We start from the raw sequence: 22046 nt of genomic DNA on the forward strand, positions 1-22046 counted from the left end.
TTCACGTCTCAAAGTTGTCAATCAACTGTGCGGGGTGGGAAACGAACTTTTTCCGGTTCTTTCCCACTCCCTTTTCTTTGAAAAAGAGAAGAAAAAGTAAGGTTTTTACTCAGAAGTCATATGAGGATATGCTATAATGAATAGAGAAGAAAACAAAATTAAAAGAGGTTTTGAAATGACAAAATTGTATGGAAGCCTAGAAGCTGGTGGTACAAAATTTGTGTGTGCAGTTGGGGATGAAAAATTTGAAGTAGTTGAGAAAACACAATTTCCAACGACCACACCGATTGAAACGTTGGATAAGACGATTGCATTTTTCTCTCGTTTTGAGAATTTAGCCGGTCTTGCAGTTGGTTCTTTTGGACCGATTGATATTGACCCTAATTCAAAAACGTATGGTTTTATCACGACGACACCTAAACCACATTGGGCAAATGTTGATATTGTAGGAGCTTTGCGGCGTGCTTTAAATGTGCCGATTTACTTTACGACAGATGTCAATAGCTCTGCTTATGGTGAAGTGGTGGCGCGAAATAATGCAGGCGGACGAATTGAAAATTTGGTCTATTATACTATTGGAACGGGAATCGGTGCTGGTGCCATTCAGCGTGGAGAATTCATCGGTGGAACGGGTCATCCAGAAATGGGGCATTACTATGTTGCAAAACATCCAATGGATGTAGAAAAAGAATTTAATGGAGTTTGTCCTTTCCATAACGGCTGTTTAGAAGGGCTGGCTGCTGGACCTAGTTTAGAGGCTCGGACAGGCATTCGAGGTGAAAATATTGAACTAAACAGCTCTGTTTGGGATATTCAAGCCTACTACATTGCGCAAGCAGCAATTCAAGCAACGGTGACATTCCGCCCTGATGTGATTGTCTTTGGTGGAGGTGTTATGGCGCAACAGCACATGTTGGACCGTGTTCGTGAAAAGTTCACAGTTTTGTTGAATGGTTATCTGCCTGTTCCAGATGTGCGTGATTACATTGTGACGCCAGCTGTTGCAGGAAATGGGTCAGCAACACTTGGAAACTTTGTCTTAGCTAAAAAAGTCAGCGAAAAAGCCAAAGGATAATTGAGTAATTGAGAGCAAGTGAGCGAATATGGAATGAGCTTGCTCTTTTTTTGATGAGGAAGAAATGATTAAACCAATTGTAAAAGATATGTTGTTTTTGCAGCAAAAAGCACAACTAGCAAGCAAAGAAGATGTCGGAATTGGACAAGATTTGTTTGATACCTTAAAAGCAAATCAAGATAAGTGTGTCGGAATGGCAGCCAATATGATTGGAGTTCAAAAACGCATCATTATATTGATGTACGATGTGATTCCTATTGTTATGTTCAATCCTATTTTGAAAAGAAAGTTATCTCCTTACCGAGCGGAAGAATCCTGTTTGTCACTTGCGGGTAGTCGTTTGACGACTCGTTATAAGGAAATTACAGTTGACTATTTGGATCAGCATTGGCAAAAGCAAACACTGACTTTGAAAGATTTTCCCGCACAAATCTGTCAGCATGAACTGGATCATTTGGAAGGGATTTTGATTTAATAATCTGACGACTCAGCTTTTATAGAGTTGAGTTTTAATTTTTTTAAAAATTAGTTCTCATAGAAACTTTTTCCTTGACATTCACTTAGAATATAGTAAAATAGTTCTCATGGAAACCAATTGGTTCTCTAGAGAACTATTTGAAAGGAAGTCAAAATGGAAAAACCATTATTGGAATTCAAGCGATTTGGGCGAAAAACGCATCTAATGATTCAAAAAATTGCCAAAGAGCGAGGAATTGAATTTATGGCGGGTCCGCAGGGGCAGGTATTGCATTTTGTGAACTACCGCGAAGACTGTGGCAAGATGACCTTTATTAAAGATATTGAGCAGGAGTTGGGCATTACTAAGTCCGTTGCCAGTAATTTAATGAAGCGGATGGTGAAAAATGGCTTGATTTATCTGGAAGTGAGTGAGACGGATAAACGCGCTAAGATTATTCGTTTGACGCCGGAATCACAAGAGCGCATGAATAAAATTCGTGATTTTTTTGATGAAATGGATCGTTGTCTGTTGGCAGGTATTTCAGAAGAAGATTTGGTTACCTTTTTTCAAGTAATGGGGAAATTTTACCAGAATATTGAAAAATTAGAAAAAGGAGAAGCGAATGTTTAAATTGTTTAAACGTTTAACTGCTAAAGAAGTAGGGATGATTGTCATCAGTATCTTGTTTACTTGTTTAACAGTTTATTTAGAATTAGAGGTTCCAACTTATATTTCAAAAATTACGGAACTCCTCCAAACGAAAGGAACAGTAGTTTCTGACTTGTGGAATCCAGGTTTGAAAATGATTGGATTGTCATTTGCTAGCTTTCTCAGTGCGGTGGTAGTTGGCTTTATAGCGGCTAGATTAGCAGCTAGCTTTACGACGAGTTTGCGGTCGGATATTTTCAATCGTGTACTGGATTATTCAGATGCCGAGATTAAGCGATTTTCTATTCCGAGTCTTTTGACGCGGACAACCAACGATCTTACGCAAATTCAACTTATGATTACCATGGGCTTGCAAGTTGTGACGCGTGGGCCAATCATGGCGATTTGGGCAATTACGAAAATCATTGGGAAATCAGAATACTGGCTCTGGGCGGTTATTGTGGCGGTTATTGTGAATATTATCATGACAACAGTTCTGATGACGCTTGCCTTTCCAAAGCAATCCGTTATTCAACGGTTGACTGATAAGTTAAATAGTATTACGCGTGAAAGTCTAACAGGTATTCGTGTTGTTCGGGCTTACAATGCTGAAGACTATCAAGATGACAAGTTTGCAGGAGCTAATGATGAAGTGACTCGTTTGAATCTCTTTGTTAGTCGTCTCATGGCGATTTTAAATCCAATTATGATGGGGATTTCGAGCGGCTTGACTTTGGCGATTTATTGGATTGGGGCTTACTTGATTCAAGACGCAGCTTTACCAGAGCGCTTGCCTATCTTTAGTGATATGGTCGTCTTTATGTCTTATGCCATGCAAGTGGTGATGGGATTCATGCTCATGGCGGCTCTTTTTATCATTCTACCTCGTACCTTGGTATCTGCTGGGCGGATCAATGAAGTACTTGAATTATATTCAACGATTGAGTCTCCAGAACACCCTAAAGAAGCTAAAGATATTAAAGGAGAAGTGGTATTTGACAATGTGTCTTTCCGCTATGCTAAAAACTCTGAGGCTGTCATTGAGCATGTCAGCTTTACAGCAAAAGCAGGTGAAACCGTAGCTTTCATTGGTTCAACCGGTTCTGGGAAATCTACTCTAATTAGCTTAATTCCTCGTTTTTATGATGTGACAGAAGGAAGAATTTTAGTAGACGGCGTAAACGTCAAAGATTATCAGCTAGAAGATTTGCATAATAAAGTTGGCTACATTCCACAAAAAGCTGTCCTCTTCTCTGGTGATATAAAGAGTAATTTGGACTTTGGACAAAGCAATGAAAGTCCATTGGATGATGAAAAAATGTGGTCTGCACTTGATTTGGCACAGGCTAAATCATTTGTTGAAGAAAAAGAAGACGGTTTGCAATCTGAAGTTGCACAAAGCGGTACGAATTTCTCTGGTGGGCAAAAGCAACGTTTGGCAATTGCGCGTGCGCTTGCTCGCAAGCCTGAAATTTTGATTTTTGATGATTCATTTTCAGCGCTGGACTATAAGACAGACCGCATTTTGCGGGAAGAATTAGCGAAAAAAGTGAAGAACACAACCAGATTGATTGTGGCTCAGCGGATTTCAACGATTATGGATGCTGATCAAATTTTGGTACTGGATAAAGGAAAAGTTGTTGGACAAGGCACTCACAAAGAGTTGCTAGCAACAAACGATGTTTACCAAGAAATTGCTTACTCACAATTATCAAAGGAGGAATTGGAAAATGGAAAATAAAAAATCATCTTTATTTAGCCAAGTGAAACCTTATCTCAAAGGTTTTCAGCTTCCATTGCTCATTGCATTTGTGGGAGCGGCAGTGTCTAGTATTATTACAGTTTATGGACCGGACAAATTAAAAGAAATTACCAACCTTATCACGGAGGGAATGCGAAGTCAGATTGATTTGAAAGCAATCTCCAACATTGCTCTTTTCCTAGCGATTTTGTATGCAGCAGGTGCTTTGTTAAATTACGTTCAATCTTTTATCATTTCATCTGTTATTCAGCATTTCTCCAAGCGTTTGCGGACTGCTATTGCTGAAAAAATCAATAAATTGCCTCTGCGCTATTTTGACAGCCATTCTCAAGGGGATACTCTTTCACGGGTCACCAATGACGTGGATACGGTCGGACAGTCTTTGAACCAAAGTTTAGGAGCAGTCATATCCTCAAGTTTACTTCTTATTGCTGTTCTCTTTATGATGTTTTACAACAATGTCGTTCTCTCCTTTGTAACGATTGGCTCAGTCTTGATTGGCTTTGTCTTTGTTGCTTTGATTATGGGAAAATCTCAACGATTTTTCCGAGCACAACAAGAAAATCTTGCCAGCGTTAATGGCTATGTGGAAGAAATGTACTCTGGGCATAATGTCATTGTCAGCTACAATGCCGCAGAGGAATCTAAAGCAGCCTTTCAAACGCTCAATACGAATCTTTACAACAGCATGTGGAAATCCCAATTTATTTCAGGGATTATGATGCCGCTTATGATGTTTGTAGGGAACTTCGGTTACGTTATGGTTGTTTTGGTTGGAGCGAGCATGGCCTTGAATGGCGATGTGACCATGGGAACCATTGTTGCCTTTATGGTGTATGTACGGACTTTCTCTCAACCGTTGTCACAAATTGCGCAAGGGATTACCACTCTTCAACAAGCTAGCGCTGCTATGGGACGCGTGTTTGAATTTTTAGCAGAGCCTGAAATGGAAAACGATGAGCACAAGGCGCAACAACTCACGACCTTAAAAGGCGATGTTGCCTTTGATAAGGTATACTTTGGTTATAATCCAGATCGAACGATTATTCATGATTTTTCTGCCAATGCAAAAGCAGGGCAAAAGATTGCCATTGTCGGTCCGACCGGTGCTGGGAAGACGACCATTGTCAATTTGCTGATGAAATTCTATGAGATTGAGAAAGGGCGGATTACGATTGATGGTATTGATACGAAGCAAATGAAACGCTCTGAGGTACATGATGCCTTCTCCATGGTTCTTCAAGACACTTGGTTATTTGAGGGAACGATTAAGGAAAATTTGATTTACAATCAGAAAAATATTTCTGACGAAGCAGTTGTGGCAGCTGCCAAAGCTGTTGGGGTTCATCACTTCATCAAGACTTTGCCAAAAGGATACGATACGGTGCTGGACGATACAGTAAGCCTTTCTGTTGGGCAAAAGCAATTGCTGACCATTGCGCGTGCCCTTCTTAAAGATGCTCCATTACTTATCTTGGACGAAGCGACTTCATCTGTTGATACACGGACGGAAGAGCTGATTCAAAAAGCGATGGATAAACTAATGGAAGGACGGACTTCCTTTGTCATTGCTCACCGTTTGTCAACGATTCGTAATGCTGACTTAATTTTGGTTATGCGAGATGGCAATATCATTGAACAAGGCAATCATGAACAATTGATGGAACAAAACGGCTTCTATGCTGATCTTTACAATAGTCAATTCGATGAAGAAGCAGAATATGCGTAAAGGAAATGACAAACTATAAATTGCAATAGGGACTCTTTCTAGTCAAAATTTGACCGGAAAGAGTTTTTTGTTATTAAATTCTTCAAAAAAGTATAATCTTTATATATAAAAGACTAGACATTTAACAAAAACTGTGCTATACTAATATCAATGATAGGTAATTCGTTAATAAAAAATTACCTAATATACAATATTTTAAGGAGAATTTTCATGGCAAAAGCGTTAATTATCTGTGCGGCAGGGATGTCTTCCTCTCTTATGGCAAAAAAGACAACTGAATACCTTCAAGGTCAAGGACAAGACATTACCGTTGAAGCAATTGGTGCAACAGAAGGAAATAAAGTGATTGAATCTGCAGCGTTTGATCTTTATTTAATTAGTCCTCAAACAAGAATGTATTTCAAACAATTTGCTGACCTCGGTGAAAGAGTTGGACGCCCAGTTGTTCAAATTCCGCCTCAAGCCTATGTGCCTATCCCAACAGGGGTCGCAGCCTTAGCCAAAGTGGTAACGGACAATCTATAAAGAGGGTTTTATGAATACAGAAGAATTACAAGTAGCAGCGTTTGAAATCATTCTTCATAGTGGAACGGCGCGTGCAACAGTACACGAAGCATTTGCAGCGATGCGTCTTGGTCACTACGATGAAGCCTCTCAAAAATTGGAAGCTGCGAATACAGAGTTGGTTGAAGCGCATCACGCGCAAACGAAATTGTTGCAAGATTATGCAAGTGGTGTTGAGATTAAGATCGAGATTATCATGGTTCATGCACAAGACCATTTGATGACAACGATGACATTACGTGAAGTGGCATTAGAAATGCTTGAATTATATAAAAAGCTAGAAGAAAAATAATTTATTGCTAAACCTCCTAAGAATAAACTTATAACATTTGTGCAAACTAGTCACATGTTATAGGTTTATTTTTTATTTTTAAGATAACTCAAACTCCCCAAGGGTTCCGATACCTTGGGGAGTTTTGCTAAATTCAATCTTCAAAACCGTTTTTGTCAGACAGTTCTTTAAAGAAATAACCCGATTTTTTAATCGTTCGTTTACCTTGTTGGTCTAGGTCAACGGCAATAAGTCCATAGCGATTTTTATAGGCATTGCACCAGGACCAATTGTCCATACAGGTCCAGAGATGATAACCAAGGCAGTTAGCTCCTTCGTTAATCGCTTGATGAAGGTAACGGAGATGATCTTTGATAAAGTAAATACGGTAATCGTCCTCGATTTGACCATTGGCATTGATATAGCGTTCCTCACCTTCAACGCCCATACCATTTTCTGAGATGTAGCAAGGAATATTACCGTAGTTATCACGAACGTTAATCATAATATCGTAAATCCCTTTTTCATAGATTTCCCAACCGCGATAAGGGTTCATTTTTTTATTCGGCATATCGTAGTAGTCAAAGAAATCATCTGGCATAGGATTCTGCGGATCTTTACCGGCAGGATTTTCTTTTGCTTTAACCCGACGTGGCTGGTAATAATTGACACCAAGCAAATCAATGGTGTTTTCTTTAATAGTCTGCAAATCCTTACTTGTGTGTTCTGGCACCATGTCTAATTCCTTAATAAGGGCAATCAAGTCAGCCGGATATTCGCCCTTGATAGCAGGATCTAAGAAAGAGCGGTTAAAGAAAGCATCCGCAATCTGAGCAGCTTTGACATCTTCGGGATTGTTTTCATCACGCGGATAGCTTGGAGTTAAGTTAAGGATGATCCCGATTTTTCCGTCTTGGTTTTCATGATAGGCTTTGACAGCTAAGCTACTGGCGAGCATTTCATAAAAAGCCACTTGAACAGCGTGTTTCATGTTGACTTCGTTAGGATAATGGAAGTTATAGAGGTAGCCACCTTCAACAGGGACAATCGGCTCGTTATGTGTAAACCAATATTTGACACGGTCTCCAAATAACTCAAAGCAGGTTTTTGCGAAATTTACATAAGCATCAACCGTTTCCCGATTGAACCAACCGCCTTTTTCTTGCAGTGCCATTGGCATGTCAAAATGGTACAAGTTGATAAATGGCTCAATACCATTTGCAATCAGTTCATCAATGAATGAGTTGTAAAAATCCACAGCTTTGGGATTAACAGCACCAACGCCTTCAGGGATTAGGCGACTCCATTGGATAGAAGTGCGGAAAGAATTATGCCCTGTTACTTTCATCAATTGCACATCTTCTTTGTAATACTGATAATTATAAGAAGCTTTATCTGGGCCAATATGATTGAAGAATTTTTCGGGCTCTTTATCGTACCAATAGTCCCATATATTTTCTCCCTTTCCGTCCCCCTCAAAACGCCCTTCTGTTTGCGGACCGCTGGAAGCAGTCCCCCAGAAAAATCCCTTTGGAAATGTTAGAAATGTCATATATTTTCTCCTTTAAAAAATTCTCTATAATATAATTCTATACTTTTTATAAAAAAAGTCAATCTTTTATTCAAAAAAGTATAGACATTTTATAAAAAATATAGTATAGTTAGAGTATCAAAAAAAGAAAAAGAGGGAAGATTGATGAACAAGTTTCTAGATCAAATCGGTGATAAGTTGTTGCCATTGGCAAACAAGCTCGCTTCCAATCGTTATTTGGCTGTTTTACGGGATGCTTTTATGCTCTCCTTTCCATTAACGATGTTTGGCTCAATCGTAGTAGTATTTAACAATTTGCCATTTTTTAATGATGCAACGAAAGCAACTTTATCTAATCTGTTTGGTAGCGGTCAAAGTGCAACAATGTCTATTATGACAGTGTTTGTAACGTTTGGTATTGGCTATTATTTATCAAAATCTTATGATGTAGAGGGAATCTTTGGAGGAGCCGTTTCCTTTTCTAGTTTTCTTCTCTTGACACCTTTTTATACCATGTCAGAAAAAGGTGAAAAAATTTCAGGCGTATTGAGTTTAGACCGTTTAGGGGCTAAAGGGATGTTCCTTGGCATGCTGGTTGCATTTTTGGCGGCGGAAATCTACTGCTGGGCAACGAAAAAAGGTTGGCAGATTAAAATGCCAGACAGCGCTCCGCCTGCAGTAGCCAAGTCGTTTGCGGCTTTGATTCCTGCCGTATTGACTCTTTCCATATTCTTGTTTGTCAATGCTGGTTTGACAGGATTTTTCAATGCAAATCTTCATGATATTATTTATAAGGTTATTCAAACGCCGCTAGTTGGCTTGGGAAGTAGTATCTGGGCAACTTTAGTGGCAATCTTCTTTGTTCAATTTTTATGGTTCTTTGGACTTCATGGACAAATTCTTGTTAATTCTGTCATGGATCCAATTTGGAATACATTGATGTTGGATAACTTAGAGGCTTATCAGGCTGGCAAGCATTTGCCACACATTATTTCCAAATCATTTATGGAAACATTTACTGTTGGTTTAGGTGGTTCTGGGATGACGCTAGCTGTAGTTATCATTATGGCTTTTATTCTGAAAAAGAAAATGTATAAGGACGTTGGACGACTTGCTCTTGGAGCGGGGTTATTCAATGTCAATGAACCAGTTATCTTTGGCTTGCCAATCGTTTTGAATGCGACTATTCTGATTCCATGGGTTTTAGCACCGATTGTTGTGACTGCGTTTAACTATGCTGTGATGGCAGTAGGAATTGTTCCAGCTCCAACAGGAGTGGCAGTTCCTTGGACAGTACCCGTATTCTTTAGTGGAATGCTGGCAACCAATTCCATTTTAGGTGGTGTCCTTCAGTTAGTGGATATGGTGATTGTTGGATTTATCTGGTATCCATTCCTTCGTATGCTGGACAAACAACCTGATTCTGTATTATAATGAGATGAAAGACAGATTTGCAGGAGCTATCTTATGCCTAAATACGAAGAAATCGCCAATATACTTCGAGATAGAATTGCAAGTGGAGTCTACCCAGTAGACTCCATGTTGCCTATTCAGTCCGAATTATCAAAAGAGTTCGGTGTTAGCCGAATGACCATCAAAAAAGCCGTTGAGATTTTAACTATTGAGGGATTGATTTTCTCCAAACAAGGAAATGGAACGAGAGTGTTAAATTCCTCTTTTTGGGATAAAGAAGATTCAAAATTTCGCTTGAATAACTACAATGGCTTGAGTCAAGATTTAAAAAATGATGAGCGAAAATTAACGAGCCAGATTATTCAATTTGCAGTTGAATTTCCAGAAGCTGATCTTGCAGAGCGCCTGCAAGTGGAAGTAACGGCACCGGTTTACAAAATCATACGTTTGCGTCTGTTGGATGAGCAACCTTATGTGTTGGAACACACGTATATGCCGTGTGACTTGGTACCAGGATTGAATGAGGAGATTTTGCTTCAGTCTATCTATGCTTATCTATGGGATGAGTTAAACTTAAAATTTGCTGGAAGTTATCGCCATATTACAGCTGAAAAGCCAGATGAATATGACCAGACCTATTTAGCTTGCCAAGAAACAGACCCGATTTTACAGGTGGAGCAAGTTGTTTATCTGGAAAATGGACGTCCAATTGAATATTCGAGAAGTCGCAATCGCTTTGACACGAGAGGATATTCTCTTTTAGATGTTAAAAATATTTAAGTCATTATTTGTACAATGAAAAGGAGGAAATGATGTCAGAACCATTATTTTTACAATCTGTTATGCAGGAAAAAATTTGGGGAGGAACGAGGCTACGAGATGAATTTGGCTATGAAATTCCCAGTGATAAAGTAGGCGAATATTGGGCGATTTCGGCTCACCCGCATGGCGTATCTACCATAAAAAACGGTCGTTTTGCTGGTACGGGCTTAGATCAGCTCTACGCAGAACACCGAGAGTTATTTGGTAACAGTGGCGAGCCTGTTTTTCCGCTTTTAACCAAAATTTTGGACGCTAATGATTGGTTGAGTGTTCAGGTTCATCCAGATGATCATTATGCTATGGAGCACGAAGGAGAATTAGGAAAAACGGAGTGCTGGTATGTGATTGCTGCAGAGGAAGGAGCAGAAATCATCTATGGACACAATGCCAAGTCACGAGAAGAATTACGCCAGCAGATTGAAAAGAAAGAATGGGACAAGCTCTTAACCAAAGTGCCAGTCAAGGCTGGAGATTTTTTCTATGTTCCAAGTGGTACTATACACGCGATTGGCTCAGGTATTTTGATTTTAGAAACGCAACAGTCTAGCGACACTACCTATCGTGTCTACGACTTTGACCGAAAAGATGCTAAAGGCAATCTGCGCGAGCTGCATTTGGAAAAGTCCATTGATGTGCTCAATATCGGTGCGCCAGCCAATAGCCGCCCAGTTACGCTGAAAGCAGATGATTTGACGTCAACGCTTTTAGTAGCTAGTGATTTCTTTGCTGTTTACAAATGGGAAGTATCAGGAAAAGTGGATATCGAGAAAACAGCTGCTTATTTACTAGTAAGTGTGCTAGCAGGGCGAGGTGTGCTGACCGTAGATGGAGAAACGTATCCAATCGCAAAAGGAGACCATTTTATCCTGCCAAGCGATGTGGAAGCATGGACTTTTGAGGGACAAGACCTTGAAATGATTGTTAGTCATCCGTAATAACTTTTATAGAACATCAGAGGTTGAGGAAAAGTCCTTGACCTCTTTTTATCATAAGGTAAAGCATTATGGCGTAGTTCTCTACTGTTCTACAGATTTTTAAAGGTATCTGTGAAACAATCCTATCTGTATAATCCTTATATTTTTGCAGGAATTGTCAGTTATATTAAGAAATGATGTCATTTTCAGAAAACGTTGATACTATTTCAGAAAAACGTTATAATAGCTGATATTGAAAATTTAGGAGAAAAAGATGTTTTCCAAGTTGAAGAATATTTTTATTGGTCGACCTTTAAAATCAAGCGATGAGGGAGATGAAGGGAATTTACTCACTAAGCTACAAGCCTTGGCTATGCTGTCAAGCGATGCTCTGTCTTCGATTGCCTATGGTCCTGAACAAGTTGTTTTGGTTTTGGTATCCGTATCTGCTGGTGCAATTTGGTGGTCTTTGCCAATCGGTATTGTGGTGCTGATTTTGCTGGCTAGTTTAACCATTTCATATCGTCAGGTGATTCATGCTTACCCACAAGGCGGTGGAGCTTATATGGTCACAACGGAAAATCTTTCCCCTAAAGCTGGTCTAGTTTCAGGTGGTAGTTTGCTAGTTGATTATATGTTGACAGTAGCGGTATCTGTTTCGTCTGGGGCGGATGCGATTACGTCAGCAATTCCTGCTTTGCATCCGTACAATTTGCACATTTCGATTATTTTAGTGTTGGTTTTAATGCTAATGAACTTACGCGGACTGCGAGAATCTGCGGTTTCTCTGATGATACCAGTCTACTTGTTTATTGCAAGTACTGTTTTCTTGATTGGCTTTGGTTTATTGCAATTATTACTGGGGAACTTATCCTACCATGCAACAGCTCCTATCGGAAAATCTATTTCAGGTGTCAGCTTAGTGCTCTTGCTACGCGCTTTCACGAGTGGTTCGGCTTCTCTGACAGGTGTGGAAGCTATTTCAAATTCTGTACCATTTTTCAAAACACCCAAAGCTGAAAATGCAGCGAAAACCTTGGCAATTATGGCAGCCATTTTAGGTTTCATGTTTGCTGGCATTACCTTTTTGAATTACTGGATTGGAATCGTTCCGGTAAAAGGTGTTACAACGCTCGCTCAAATGGCGCAAGCTATTTTGGGAAATTCACCTGTTGGACGACTTCTATTTTATATTTTCCAATTATCAACAGCTCTCATCCTTGCTGTAGCGGCTAATACAGGCTTTTCGGCCTTTCCCATGTTATCCTACAATATGGCAAAAAATAAATATATGCCACACATGTATATGGAAAAAGGAGCACGCCTTGGTTATTCAAATGGGATTCTGACTTTAGCTATCGGTGCTATTCTTCTTTTGCTAATTTTTAATGGGAATACTGAACGGCTCATTCCACTTTATACCATTGGTGTATTTGTGCCTTTTGCTCTTTCTCAAACGGGAATGGTCGTGCATTGGCGCAAGCAGTATGGAAAACATTTCTTGAAATATTCAGTAGCAAATATTTTAGGCGCTGCTATTTGTTACACCATTGTAGCGATTTTGCTACTTTTTCGTTTGCGAGATATTTGGCCATTCTTTCCGATTATCATCGTTTTATTATGGATTTTCTTGAGTATTAAAAATCATTACAATAAAGTGGCGAAACAGCTGCGTTTGAATGAAGAAATTGAACGCGTAGACTATGCAGGAAATCTGGTTTTGGTGCTTGTTGGAAATGTCACGCGTGTTAGTGTCGGTGCGATGAATTATGCGCGTAGCATTGGTGATGAGGTGATTGCCATGCATGTATCTACCAAAGAAACACAAGAAAAAGATGAAGAAGTAGCCAGTGAATTTAAACAATATTTTCCGGATATTCAATTTGTAAATGTGGAAACAAGCTACCGTAATATCATCAGACCAACCGTACAGTATGTGACAAAAATCGCTCGTGGTGCGCAGAAGAAAGGTTATACCGTAACAGTGCTAGTACCACAATTCATTCCAAATCATAGTTGGCAAAACATGCTACACAATCAAATGAGCTTGAAATTGAAATATTTCCTCAGATGGCATGAAAATGTCGTTGTAGCCAGTTATTCTTATCACTTAAAAGAGTAAGAACATAAAACGGCAGTTTTGAATGGAACCGCCGTTTTATTCCTTTTATTTTCTTGAAAGATATAGTGAAAAATGCTATAATGAAAAGAACATTTTAAAATAAGAATTATAACAAGTAAGGAAAAAAATGTCGAATATTTTAAGAAGAATTATCGAAAATGATAAAGGTGAATTAAGAAGATTAGAAAAAATGGCAAAGAAAGTCATGGCGTATGAAGATGAAATGGCTGCTTTGTCAGATGAAGCTTTGAAAGCAAAGACGGATGAATTTAAGCAACGGTATCAAAATGGCGAGTCATTAGATGACTTGCTTTATGAAGCTTTTGCGGTTGTTCGTGAAGGTGCAAAGCGTGTGTTAGGACTTTTCCCTTACCCAGTACAGATTATGGGTGGGATTGTCTTACACCATGGAGATGTGCCAGAAATGCGTACAGGGGAGGGAAAAACCCTGACAGCGACCATGCCAGTTTATCTGAACGCCTTGTCTGGAGAAGGGGTTCACGTTGTCACAGTAAATGAATATCTGACAGAGCGTGACGCAACGGAAATGGGGGAACTGTACTCTTGGTTGGGGCTTTCTGTCGGTATCAATCTTGCTGCCAAGTCATCCGCAGAGAAAAAAGAAGCCTATGAATGTGATATCACGTATTCAACCAATGCAGAGATTGGTTTTGACTATTTGCGTGACAACATGGTAGTGCGCGCTGAAAACATGGTGCAACGCCCGCTCAACTACGCTTTGGTTGACGAAGTAGACTCCATTTTGATTGACGAAGCTCGTACGCCTTTGATTGTGTCAGGACCAACTTCGTCTGATACGAACCAACTTTATCACATGGCGGATAGCTTTGTGAAGTCTCTTAATAAAGATGACTACATCATTGATGTGCAGTCTAAAACCATTGGACTTTCTGACTCTGGGATTGATAAAGCAGAAAGCTACTTCAAGTTAGAAAACTTGTATGATATTGAAAATGTAGCACTGACTCACTTTATTGACAATGCCCTTCGTGCAAACTATATCATGCTGTTAGATATTGACTATGTGGTGAGTGAAGAGCAAGAAATTTTGATTGTGGATCAATTTACAGGTCGGACAATGGAAGGTCGCCGCTATTCTGATGGACTCCACCAAGCAATTGAAGCTAAAGAAGGTGTACCAATTCAAGATGAAACGAAGACCTCAGCTTCTATCACTTACCAAAATCTATTCCGTATGTATAAGAAATTGTCGGGGATGACGGGAACGGCCAAGACAGAAGAAGAAGAATTCCGCGAAACTTATAACATTCGAGTTATTCCGATTCCTACCAACCGTCCGGTGGCTCGTATTGATCACCCAGACCTTCTTTATCCAAGTATTGAATCAAAATTTAAAGCAGTTGTCCAAGATGTGAAAGCTCGTCATGAAAAAGGACAACCTGTACTTGTTGGGACAGTTGCTGTTGAAACGAGTGATTATATTTCTAAAAAATTAGTCGAAGCTGGAGTTCCTCATGAAGTATTGAATGCGAAAAATCACTATAAAGAAGCGCAAATCATTATGAATGCTGGTCAGCGAGGTGCTGTAACGATTGCAACCAATATGGCCGGTCGTGGTACAGATATTAAGCTTGGTGAAGGTGTTCGTGAGCTTGGTGGACTTTGTGTTATTGGTACAGAGCGCCATGAAAGCCGTCGTATTGATAATCAACTTCGTGGTCGTTCAGGTCGTCAAGGAGATCCTGGTGAATCACAATTCTACCTATCACTTGAAGATGAACTTATGCGTCGCTTTGGATCGGAACGGATTAAAGCTGTTTTGGATCGCATGAACCTTAGCGAAGAAGAGTCTGTCATCAAATCTCGTATGCTGACGCGCCAAGTAGAAGGAGCTCAAAAGCGTGTTGAAGGGAACAACTATGATACACGTAAACAAGTCCTTCAATATGATGATGTTATGCGTGAGCAACGTGAAATTATCTATGCGCAGCGCTATGATGTCATTACGGCTGATCGTGATTTGGCACCGGAAATTCATGCCATGATGAAGCGAACAATCAACCGTTTTGTGGATGGCAACAGTCGTGCAGAACAAGATGAAAAATTAGAATCAATTGTTAATTTTGCAAAATACAATCTTGTTCCAGAAGAATCTATTGAAATCGCAGATTTAGAAGGCTTGTCTGATGAAGATATCAAGGCTGATTTATACAAACGTGCCTTGGAGGTTTACGATAGTCAAGTGGCGAAACTTCGCGATGAAGAGTCCGTCAGAGAATTCCAAAAAGTTCTGATTTTACGCGTTGTAGATAGCAAATGGACTGATCATATCGATGCTTTGGATCAACTTCGGAACGCAGTTGGACTTCGTGGTTATGCTCAAAATAACCCAGTTGTTGAATACCAAGCTGAAAGTTTCCGTATGTTTAATGACATGATTGGTTCGATCGAATTTGATGTGACGCGTTTGATGATGAAGGCTCAAATTCACGAGCAAGAACGTCCACGTACGGAGCATCATATCAGCACAACAGCGACACGCAATATTTCAGCACAACACTCTGGCTTACCTAGCGATATTGATTTGACAAAAGTGAAGCGCAATGACTTGTGTCCATGTGGTTCTGGTAAGAAATTTAAAAATTGTCATGGACGCCACAGATAAGTAGTGTAAAGAGGGGAAGATTATGACATTTAAGGCAACTAGCGAGCCAATTGATGTAGCAAAGGTTCGCAATTTATCAAAGTTGGAAGGAGAGGCTTTAGCTGAAAAAGAGGCACGAGATCGCGAGTTAAATGCCATTATTCGTGGAGAGGATGACCGCATTCTGTTGGTTATTGGTCCATGTTCTTCTGATAATGAGGCTGCTGTTCTGGAATACGCAAAACGTTTATCTGCCCTCCAAGAAGAGGTGAAAGACCGTATTTTCATGGTCATGCGTGTTTATACGGCAAAACCTCGTACTAATGGCGATGGTTATAAAGGATTGATTCATCAACCGAATGCTAAGGCTGCTCCAAGCTTAATCAACGGGATTAAGGCTGTTCGGAATTTGCATTATCGTGTCATTACGGAGACAGGAATGACGACAGCCGATGAAATGCTCTATCCAGAAAATCTTCCGTTGGTAGATGATTTGATTTCATATATGGCTGTTGGGGCGCGTTCTGTGGAAGATCAGCAACACCGTTTTGTAGCGAGTGGAGCTGATGTTGCGACTGGCTTGAAAAATCCTACGTCTGGCAATCTTAATGTCATGTTTAATGGGATTTACGCAGCGCAAAACAAGCAAAGTTTCTTGTTTGCTGGTAAGGAAGTAGAAACTTCAGGGAATCCTCTGGCACATGCTATTCTGCGTGGTGGACTTGATGAGTATGGAAAAAACATTCCAAATTATTACTATGATAATTTGCTAGACACGATTGACCAATATGAAAAAATGGGCTTGGAAAATCCTTTTATCATCATTGATACCAATCATGATAATTCTGGTAAACAGTATTTAGAGCAGGTGCGGATTGTCCGTCAAACCCTAATCAACCGTGATTGGAATGAGAAAATCAAAAAAGTTGTACGTGGCTTTATGATCGAGTCTTACTTAGAAGATGGTCGTCAAAATGAGCCTGAAGTGTTTGGAAAATCCATTACAGACCCTTGTTTGGGTTGGGATAATACAGTCAGACTGGTCAAGGAAATTTATACTACCCTATCTAAAAATGAAAAATAAAAAAGATGGGGAGTGGATTTGTAAAATCTGATAGTATTAGCGCATTAAGTTTTATTTTAGAAAGTAACTGAGTCTGGCACACGTTTGTCCCAGCCTCTTTTTAAAAAGATGATTAAAGGACATGGTATTGATATAGAGGAAATTTCTTCTATTCAAAAAGTTTACGAAAAAAATGCTCGCTTTGCCCAAAAGGTTTTGACAGCCGCAGAATTTGACCGATTTGAAAAGCTGACGGGCAAGCGAAAAATGGAATATTTGGCGGGACGTTGGTCTGCTAAAGAGGCTTTTTCTAAAGCGTGGGGGACTGGTATTGGTTGTGTCACTTTTCAGGATTTAGAAATTTTAAACGATGAAAAGGGAGCACCTGTTTTTACCAAATCGCCTTTTTCTGGCAAGGTCTGGGTGTCGCTCAGCCATGCAGGTAATATTGTCACAGCTAGTGTTATTTTGGAGGAACATCATGAAAACGAGTAATCATCGACCTACTAAGGCCGTTGTTGATTTAGCTGCTATCAGCTTTAATATTAAGCAAATTGCTGCCCACATTCCAAACGATGTGGAAAAGTGGGCTGTGGTGAAGGCAGATGCTTATGGTCACGGTGCGGTTGCTGTCACACGCTATATTGAGTCAATTGTAGATGGCTTTTGTGTTTCCAATATTGATGAAGCTGTAGAGTTGCGTGATGCTGGCATTACGAAAAAGATTTTGGTATTAGGAGTGTCAGATGTTCATGCCATTTCATTGGCAATTGAGCGCAAAGTGACCTGTACGGTTGCTAGTTTAGAATGGATTGATTTGCTCTTGAAGTCAAATATAGATGTAGCTGGCTTGGTTGTTCACATAAAAATTGATTCTGGGATGGGACGGATTGGTTTTCGAGATAGTCAAGACGCTCAAGAAGCCATTCATCGTTTGGAAAAAGCAGGTGCTCAGGTAGAAGGCATCTTCACCCATTTTGCAACAGCTGATGAAGCAGATACGCATAAGTTTGAAGCACAGTTGGCACGTTTTAAAGAAATTTTAGAGCAATTAGAAACCGTTCCACCGATTGTTCACGCTAGTAATTCTGCAACGACTCTTTGGCATGCAGAGACTGTGATGAAAGCGGTGCGTCTGGGTGATATTATCTATGGTCTCAATCCTAGCGGTCGTACCTTGCAGCTTCCTTATGAAATGAAGCCGGCTCTTTCTCTGGTGTCGGAATTAGTTCATGTCAAGCAGCTGGAAGCAGGGGCAGATGTGGGATATGGAGCTACTTATACAAGTGAAAATTCGCAGTATATTGGAACGATCCCGTTAGGATATGCAGACGGTTGGACGCGAGATATGCAAGGTTTTAGTGTTTTGATTGACGGGCAACCTTGTCCTATTGTTGGGCGTGTGTCTATGGATCAGATTACCGTTCGTTTACCTAAAGCTTATCCTATTGGTACGCCAGTTGTTCTTATCGGAGAAAGCAGTAAAAAATCTATTTCGGCAACAGATGTAGCAGAAAAACGAGGAACAATCAACTACGAGGTGGTTTGCTTGATTAGTGATCGTGTGCCTAGAGTTTATAAAAATTGATTGAAACTAAAAAGCAGTTGGAAAAATCTAGAAAGCTATTTTCAGCATGGTTGTTCCAATCTGCTTTTACAAACTCTTGAAAAACAGAACTGAAAGAGGAATTATGAATTTACACCAACCTTTAACGGTTCTGCCGGGTGTAGGACCGAAATCTGCTGAAAAATTTACTAAGCTGGGAATTGAAAGCCTGCAGGATTTGCTGCTCTATTTTCCCTTTCGCTATGAAGATTTTAAAAGTAAGAATGTGTTAGAACTGGAAGATGGTGAAAAGGCAGTTGTTTCAGGGGTGGTGACTACACCAGCAAATGTGCAGTATTATGGCTATAAACGTAATCGCCTGCGTTTTACCATAAAGCAGGACGAAGTGGTGCTTGCAGTCAACTTCTTTAATCAACCTTATTTAGCAGACAAGGTGGAGGTTGGCTCAACCATTGCTATTTTCGGAAAATGGGATAAGGCAAAGGCTAGTTTGACCGGGATGAAAATTCTAGCACAAGTGGAAGATGATTTGCAGCCTGTTTATCGGGTGGCTCAAGGGATTAGTCAAGCTAGTTTGGTGAAGGTCATTAAGACAGCCTTTGATCAGAGGTTGGAATTGTTCTTGGAGGAAAATTTGCCCCAAGTATTGTTAGAACGCTATCAGTTGCTAGGACGGAATCAGGCTGTACGAGCAATGCATTTTCCAAAAGACTTAACAGAGTACAAACAAGCCTTGCGTCGGGTCAAGTTTGAAGAGCTTTTTTACTTTCAAATGCAATTGCAGGTTCTTAAATGTGAAACAAAAGATGTTAGTCAGGGCTTAATTATTCCTTGGCAGGCAGACTTGCTAGAAAAGAAAAAAGCTACTCTACCTTTTGAGCTGACGGCTGCTCAAGAGCGCAGTCTAAACGAGATTTTACAGGATATGAAATCGCCAGCTCACATGAACAGGCTCTTGCAGGGAGATGTCGGAAGCGGAAAGACGGTGGTTGCAGGTTTAGCTATGTATGCTACTTATACAGCTCGTTTGCAATCTGCTCTCATGGTACCGACTGAAATCTTGGCAGAGCAGCACTTTGATAGCTTGAGCCAACTTTTTCCTGAACTGCGGATAATTCTGTTGACAGGAGGAATGAAGCCAGCAGAACGCAGACAGGCACTAGAAGCTATTGAGGTTGGTCAGGTGGATATGATTGTCGGCACTCATGCTTTGATTCAAGAAAGTGTGATATATCATCAGCTCGGTCTGGTGATTATTGATGAACAGCACCGCTTTGGAGTGGGGCAGAGGCGAATTTTGCGAGAAAAAGGAAATAATCCTGATGTCCTCATGATGACTGCAACGCCCATTCCTAGAACGCTTGCTATCACTGCTTTTGGCGATATGGATGTGTCCATTATTGATCAAATGCCAGCAGGACGTAAGCCAATCATCACCCGTTGGGTCAAGCATGAGCAGCTGGAAGTAGTTCTGGATTGGTTGATAAAAGAGCTGCAACGAGGTGCTCAAGTCTATGTCATCTCTCCTTTGATTGAGGAGTCAGAAGCGCTGGATCTGAAAAATGCGATTGCTTTGGAAGAGGAACTAAAGGCTTATTTCGGTGACAAAGCTCATGTAGCACTACTACATGGTAAAATGAAGAGCGATGAAAAAGATGCCATTATGCAGGATTTTAAGGAAGGGAAAACGGACATTCTGGTTTCCACGACTGTTATTGAAGTCGGTGTCAATGTGCCCAATGCTACGGTCATGCTAATCATGGATGCGGATCGATTTGGGCTCAGTCAGCTTCATCAGTTACGTGGTCGAGTAGGTCGTGGGAATAAGCAGTCTTATGCGGTTCTCGTGGCTAATCCCAAGACGGAATCTGGCAAGAAACGCATGAAAATCATGACGGAAACAACTGACGGTTTTATCTTAGCTGAGGAAGATTTGAAAATGCGTGGTTCTGGTGAAATCTTTGGCACTCGTCAGTCTGGTTTGCCGGAATTTCAGGTGGCGGATATTGTAGAGGATTATCCGATTTTAGAAGAGGCCAGAAAGGTCGCTAGTCAAATTGTGTCCATGCCTGATTGGCGAACGAATGCAGACTGGTATATTGTAGCACTTCATTTGGAACAACAGGATTATTTGGATTGATTTTAGTCTATCATTATGTATAAAACAAAAAGACTTCACCATTTTCATTTGGATGAAGTTTTTTAAATTAAGTTTTCTGAAAGAAATCTATAAGTCTGCTTTAAGTTTTTCGGGCTATACTAAATTCATCAAAAAGAAAGAGGTAAGTCCAATGACAGTAAACATTAAAGTACATTATAACAAAACATTCAAAAAAACAGGAAAGGAATTAGAAATATATGGTAGATAACTAAAAAACAAGCGAGTTAAAAAACTTTTTTTCATAAATCTCCTAAGAAGCTTCGAATTAATCGAGGCTTTTTATTTATATAAGAATCTAGCCTTCTATGTAGTTTTTTAATGCCTGCCCTTGAAGTCCAGCATTCAGGGCAATTAGCAGCTTGATACGAGCTTTAGGTGCATTGAGTTCTTTGACAAACATAATGCCTGATTCGTGTAACTTCACGCCACCCCCTTCATAAGCATAAACTGGCTCTGCAATGCCGTTAAAGCAACGTGATACAAGTGCAATTGGCAGTCCAGAATTCGCAAGTTGGCTGAGCTTTTGGGCAACTTCTTGTGGCAGATTTCCAGCACCAAAGGCTTCAACGATGAGACCGTCTATCTTTTCCAAGTCTAGCATATCAAGCAGTTCAGTTTTCATTCCAGCATAGGCTAGGATAATGGGAACTAACCCAGAAATTTTATCTAAATGAAAACGAACGCGTGGTTCAGCTGTTTTGAAATAGAGGATTTCTTGCTTCATAATCAGTCCGAGTGGTCCATGAGTTGGCGTTTGAAAAGTGCTGACATTGGTCGTATGCGTTTTTGTCACGTATTTGGCAGCATGGACTTCATCATTCATAACCACCAGAACGCCTTTTCCGCGTGCTTTGTCATCACTTGCTACACGAAGTGCAGATAAGTAATTGTAAACTCCGTCACTTCCTAGTTCATTGGAGCTTCGCATGGCACCGGTCAAGACGACAGGAATATCTGGAAGTTCCATGGTATCCAAAAAATAAGCTGTTTCTTCCAGAGTGTCCGTTCCATGAGTAATTACAACCCCGTCAAAATGCTTCCCGTCTGTCTTGATTTTTTGATACAATTGCAGCATGTGCTGTGGTGTTATGTGAGGGCTAGGAATATTGAAAACATCAAGAGCCGTCACTTGAATACCTTCTAGAGGAACTGTGACATGGTTCATGGGATTGTGTTCAGTTGTGATGACTTTTCCAGTAGTGTCCGCCTGCATGGAAATAGTACCGCCAGTATGTAAAACTAAAATTCTTTTGGTCATAAGTGAGCTTCTCCTGAATCTATGCTATAATTATTGTATCATAAAAGAAAGAGATGAGAA

18 protein-coding genes are annotated in these 22046 nt (G+C 40.2%); 16 read left to right on the plus strand and 2 right to left on the minus strand.

Features of this window, described 5'->3' with window-relative positions:
• The first annotated feature begins 175 nt into the window (after positions 1 to 175).
• The 7 genes from scrK (at position 176) to ACOMA9_RS07405 (ending at position 6530) form a co-directional block, all read left to right on the plus strand.
• The gene (gene scrK, locus ACOMA9_RS07375; RefSeq protein ID WP_049534497.1) at positions 176 to 1075 is read left to right on the plus strand and encodes a fructokinase ScrK; all 900 of its coding nucleotides are present in this window, start codon (positions 176 to 178) and stop codon (positions 1073 to 1075) included.
• A 64-nt stretch (positions 1076 to 1139) separates the two neighbouring features.
• Positions 1140 to 1550, plus strand: a complete 411-nt coding sequence (locus ACOMA9_RS07380) for a peptide deformylase (protein WP_247905922.1) — start codon at positions 1140 to 1142, stop codon at positions 1548 to 1550.
• Between the two features lie 156 nt (positions 1551 to 1706).
• On the plus strand, positions 1707 to 2165 hold the full coding sequence (locus ACOMA9_RS07385; RefSeq protein ID WP_270207775.1) for a MarR family winged helix-turn-helix transcriptional regulator: 459 nt from the start codon (positions 1707 to 1709) through the stop codon (positions 2163 to 2165).
• Complete coding sequence (locus ACOMA9_RS07390) at positions 2158 to 3924, plus strand: ABC transporter ATP-binding protein (protein ID WP_330945220.1); 1767 nt, start codon at positions 2158 to 2160, stop codon at positions 3922 to 3924. The genes ACOMA9_RS07385 and ACOMA9_RS07390 overlap by 8 nt, the downstream gene beginning before the upstream one ends.
• On the plus strand, positions 3914 to 5674 hold the full coding sequence (locus ACOMA9_RS07395; RefSeq protein ID WP_330945219.1) for an ABC transporter ATP-binding protein: 1761 nt from the start codon (positions 3914 to 3916) through the stop codon (positions 5672 to 5674). The genes ACOMA9_RS07390 and ACOMA9_RS07395 overlap by 11 nt, the downstream gene beginning before the upstream one ends.
• Positions 5675 to 5884: 210 nt before the next feature.
• Positions 5885 to 6199, plus strand: coding sequence for a PTS cellobiose transporter subunit IIB (locus ACOMA9_RS07400; protein WP_022525145.1), 315 nt, complete (start codon positions 5885 to 5887; stop codon positions 6197 to 6199).
• 10 nt (positions 6200 to 6209) lie between these two features.
• Entirely contained in the window at positions 6210 to 6530 is a 321-nt protein-coding gene (locus tag ACOMA9_RS07405) for a PTS cellobiose transporter subunit IIA (protein WP_021002019.1), read from the plus strand.
• 133 nt (positions 6531 to 6663) lie between these two features.
• Here ACOMA9_RS07405 and ACOMA9_RS07410 read toward each other — a convergent pair whose 3' ends face one another.
• Positions 6664 to 8061 carry a glycoside hydrolase family 1 protein gene (locus ACOMA9_RS07410; protein ID WP_330945218.1) on the minus strand — a complete coding sequence of 466 codons (1398 nt, stop codon included), beginning with the start codon at positions 8059 to 8061 and terminating at the stop codon, positions 6664 to 6666.
• A 144-nt stretch (positions 8062 to 8205) separates the two neighbouring features.
• Between ACOMA9_RS07410 and celB the strand changes: the two genes are divergently transcribed.
• The 9 genes from celB (at position 8206) to recG (ending at position 20707) form a co-directional block, all read left to right on the plus strand.
• Positions 8206 to 9474: a PTS cellobiose transporter subunit IIC gene (gene celB, locus ACOMA9_RS07415; RefSeq protein ID WP_421425077.1), complete on the plus strand. Its 1269-nt coding sequence runs from the start codon at positions 8206 to 8208 to the stop codon at positions 9472 to 9474.
• A 33-nt stretch (positions 9475 to 9507) separates the two neighbouring features.
• Positions 9508 to 10233: a GntR family transcriptional regulator gene (locus ACOMA9_RS07420; protein ID WP_049514142.1), complete on the plus strand. Its 726-nt coding sequence runs from the start codon at positions 9508 to 9510 to the stop codon at positions 10231 to 10233.
• Positions 10234 to 10265: 32 nt separating this feature from the next.
• On the plus strand, positions 10266 to 11210 hold the full coding sequence (manA, locus tag ACOMA9_RS07425; protein ID WP_330945216.1) for a mannose-6-phosphate isomerase, class I: 945 nt from the start codon (positions 10266 to 10268) through the stop codon (positions 11208 to 11210).
• Positions 11211 to 11463: 253 nt separating this feature from the next.
• Positions 11464 to 13311, plus strand: coding sequence for an APC family permease (locus ACOMA9_RS07430; RefSeq protein ID WP_022525143.1), 1848 nt, complete (start codon positions 11464 to 11466; stop codon positions 13309 to 13311).
• A 127-nt stretch (positions 13312 to 13438) separates the two neighbouring features.
• Positions 13439 to 15958, plus strand: coding sequence for a preprotein translocase subunit SecA (secA, locus tag ACOMA9_RS07435; protein ID WP_330945215.1), 2520 nt, complete (start codon positions 13439 to 13441; stop codon positions 15956 to 15958).
• Between the two features lie 22 nt (positions 15959 to 15980).
• Entirely contained in the window at positions 15981 to 17021 is a 1041-nt protein-coding gene (locus ACOMA9_RS07440; RefSeq protein ID WP_059221453.1) for a 3-deoxy-7-phosphoheptulonate synthase, read from the plus strand.
• Positions 17022 to 17129: 108 nt separating this feature from the next.
• Positions 17130 to 17495: a holo-ACP synthase gene (acpS, locus tag ACOMA9_RS07445; RefSeq protein ID WP_003039726.1), complete on the plus strand. Its 366-nt coding sequence runs from the start codon at positions 17130 to 17132 to the stop codon at positions 17493 to 17495.
• On the plus strand, positions 17482 to 18588 hold the full coding sequence (gene alr / locus ACOMA9_RS07450) for an alanine racemase (RefSeq protein ID WP_247906704.1): 1107 nt from the start codon (positions 17482 to 17484) through the stop codon (positions 18586 to 18588). The genes acpS and alr overlap by 14 nt, the downstream gene beginning before the upstream one ends.
• A 103-nt stretch (positions 18589 to 18691) precedes the next feature.
• The gene (gene recG, locus ACOMA9_RS07455; RefSeq protein ID WP_330945214.1) at positions 18692 to 20707 is read left to right on the plus strand and encodes an ATP-dependent DNA helicase RecG; all 2016 of its coding nucleotides are present in this window, start codon (positions 18692 to 18694) and stop codon (positions 20705 to 20707) included.
• Positions 20708 to 21023: 316 nt separating this feature from the next.
• Here recG and ACOMA9_RS07460 read toward each other — a convergent pair whose 3' ends face one another.
• Entirely contained in the window at positions 21024 to 21986 is a 963-nt protein-coding gene (locus ACOMA9_RS07460; RefSeq protein ID WP_330945213.1) for an asparaginase, read from the minus strand.
• Positions 21987 to 22046 lie beyond the last annotated feature (60 nt).

Source organism: Streptococcus atopicus (assembly GCF_049166725.1).
In the GTDB taxonomy this organism is placed as follows: Bacteria; Bacillota; Bacilli; order Lactobacillales; family Streptococcaceae; genus Streptococcus; species Streptococcus hominis.

Excerpts from the sequence above, each read along its gene's own strand:
- scrK (WP_049534497.1), top strand. The coding sequence starts at position 176 with ATGACAAAATTGTATGGAAGCCTAGAAGCTGGTGGTACAAAATTTGTG.
- ACOMA9_RS07380 (WP_247905922.1), top strand. The coding sequence starts at position 1,140 with ATGATTAAACCAATTGTAAAAGATATGTTGTTTTTGCAGCAAAAAGCA.
- ACOMA9_RS07385 (WP_270207775.1), top strand. The coding sequence starts at position 1,707 with ATGGAAAAACCATTATTGGAATTCAAGCGATTTGGGCGAAAAACGCAT.
- ACOMA9_RS07390 (WP_330945220.1), top strand. The coding sequence starts at position 2,158 with ATGTTTAAATTGTTTAAACGTTTAACTGCTAAAGAAGTAGGGATGATT.
- ACOMA9_RS07395 (WP_330945219.1), top strand. The coding sequence starts at position 3,914 with ATGGAAAATAAAAAATCATCTTTATTTAGCCAAGTGAAACCTTATCTC.
- ACOMA9_RS07400 (WP_022525145.1), top strand. The coding sequence starts at position 5,885 with ATGGCAAAAGCGTTAATTATCTGTGCGGCAGGGATGTCTTCCTCTCTT.
- ACOMA9_RS07405 (WP_021002019.1), top strand. The coding sequence starts at position 6,210 with ATGAATACAGAAGAATTACAAGTAGCAGCGTTTGAAATCATTCTTCAT.
- ACOMA9_RS07410 (WP_330945218.1), bottom strand. The coding sequence starts at position 8,061 with ATGACATTTCTAACATTTCCAAAGGGATTTTTCTGGGGGACTGCTTCC.
- celB (WP_421425077.1), top strand. The coding sequence starts at position 8,206 with ATGAACAAGTTTCTAGATCAAATCGGTGATAAGTTGTTGCCATTGGCA.
- ACOMA9_RS07420 (WP_049514142.1), top strand. The coding sequence starts at position 9,508 with ATGCCTAAATACGAAGAAATCGCCAATATACTTCGAGATAGAATTGCA.
- manA (WP_330945216.1), top strand. The coding sequence starts at position 10,266 with ATGTCAGAACCATTATTTTTACAATCTGTTATGCAGGAAAAAATTTGG.
- ACOMA9_RS07430 (WP_022525143.1), top strand. The coding sequence starts at position 11,464 with ATGTTTTCCAAGTTGAAGAATATTTTTATTGGTCGACCTTTAAAATCA.
- secA (WP_330945215.1), top strand. The coding sequence starts at position 13,439 with ATGTCGAATATTTTAAGAAGAATTATCGAAAATGATAAAGGTGAATTA.
- ACOMA9_RS07440 (WP_059221453.1), top strand. The coding sequence starts at position 15,981 with ATGACATTTAAGGCAACTAGCGAGCCAATTGATGTAGCAAAGGTTCGC.
- acpS (WP_003039726.1), top strand. The coding sequence starts at position 17,130 with ATGATTAAAGGACATGGTATTGATATAGAGGAAATTTCTTCTATTCAA.
- alr (WP_247906704.1), top strand. The coding sequence starts at position 17,482 with ATGAAAACGAGTAATCATCGACCTACTAAGGCCGTTGTTGATTTAGCT.
- recG (WP_330945214.1), top strand. The coding sequence starts at position 18,692 with ATGAATTTACACCAACCTTTAACGGTTCTGCCGGGTGTAGGACCGAAA.
- ACOMA9_RS07460 (WP_330945213.1), bottom strand. The coding sequence starts at position 21,986 with ATGACCAAAAGAATTTTAGTTTTACATACTGGCGGTACTATTTCCATG.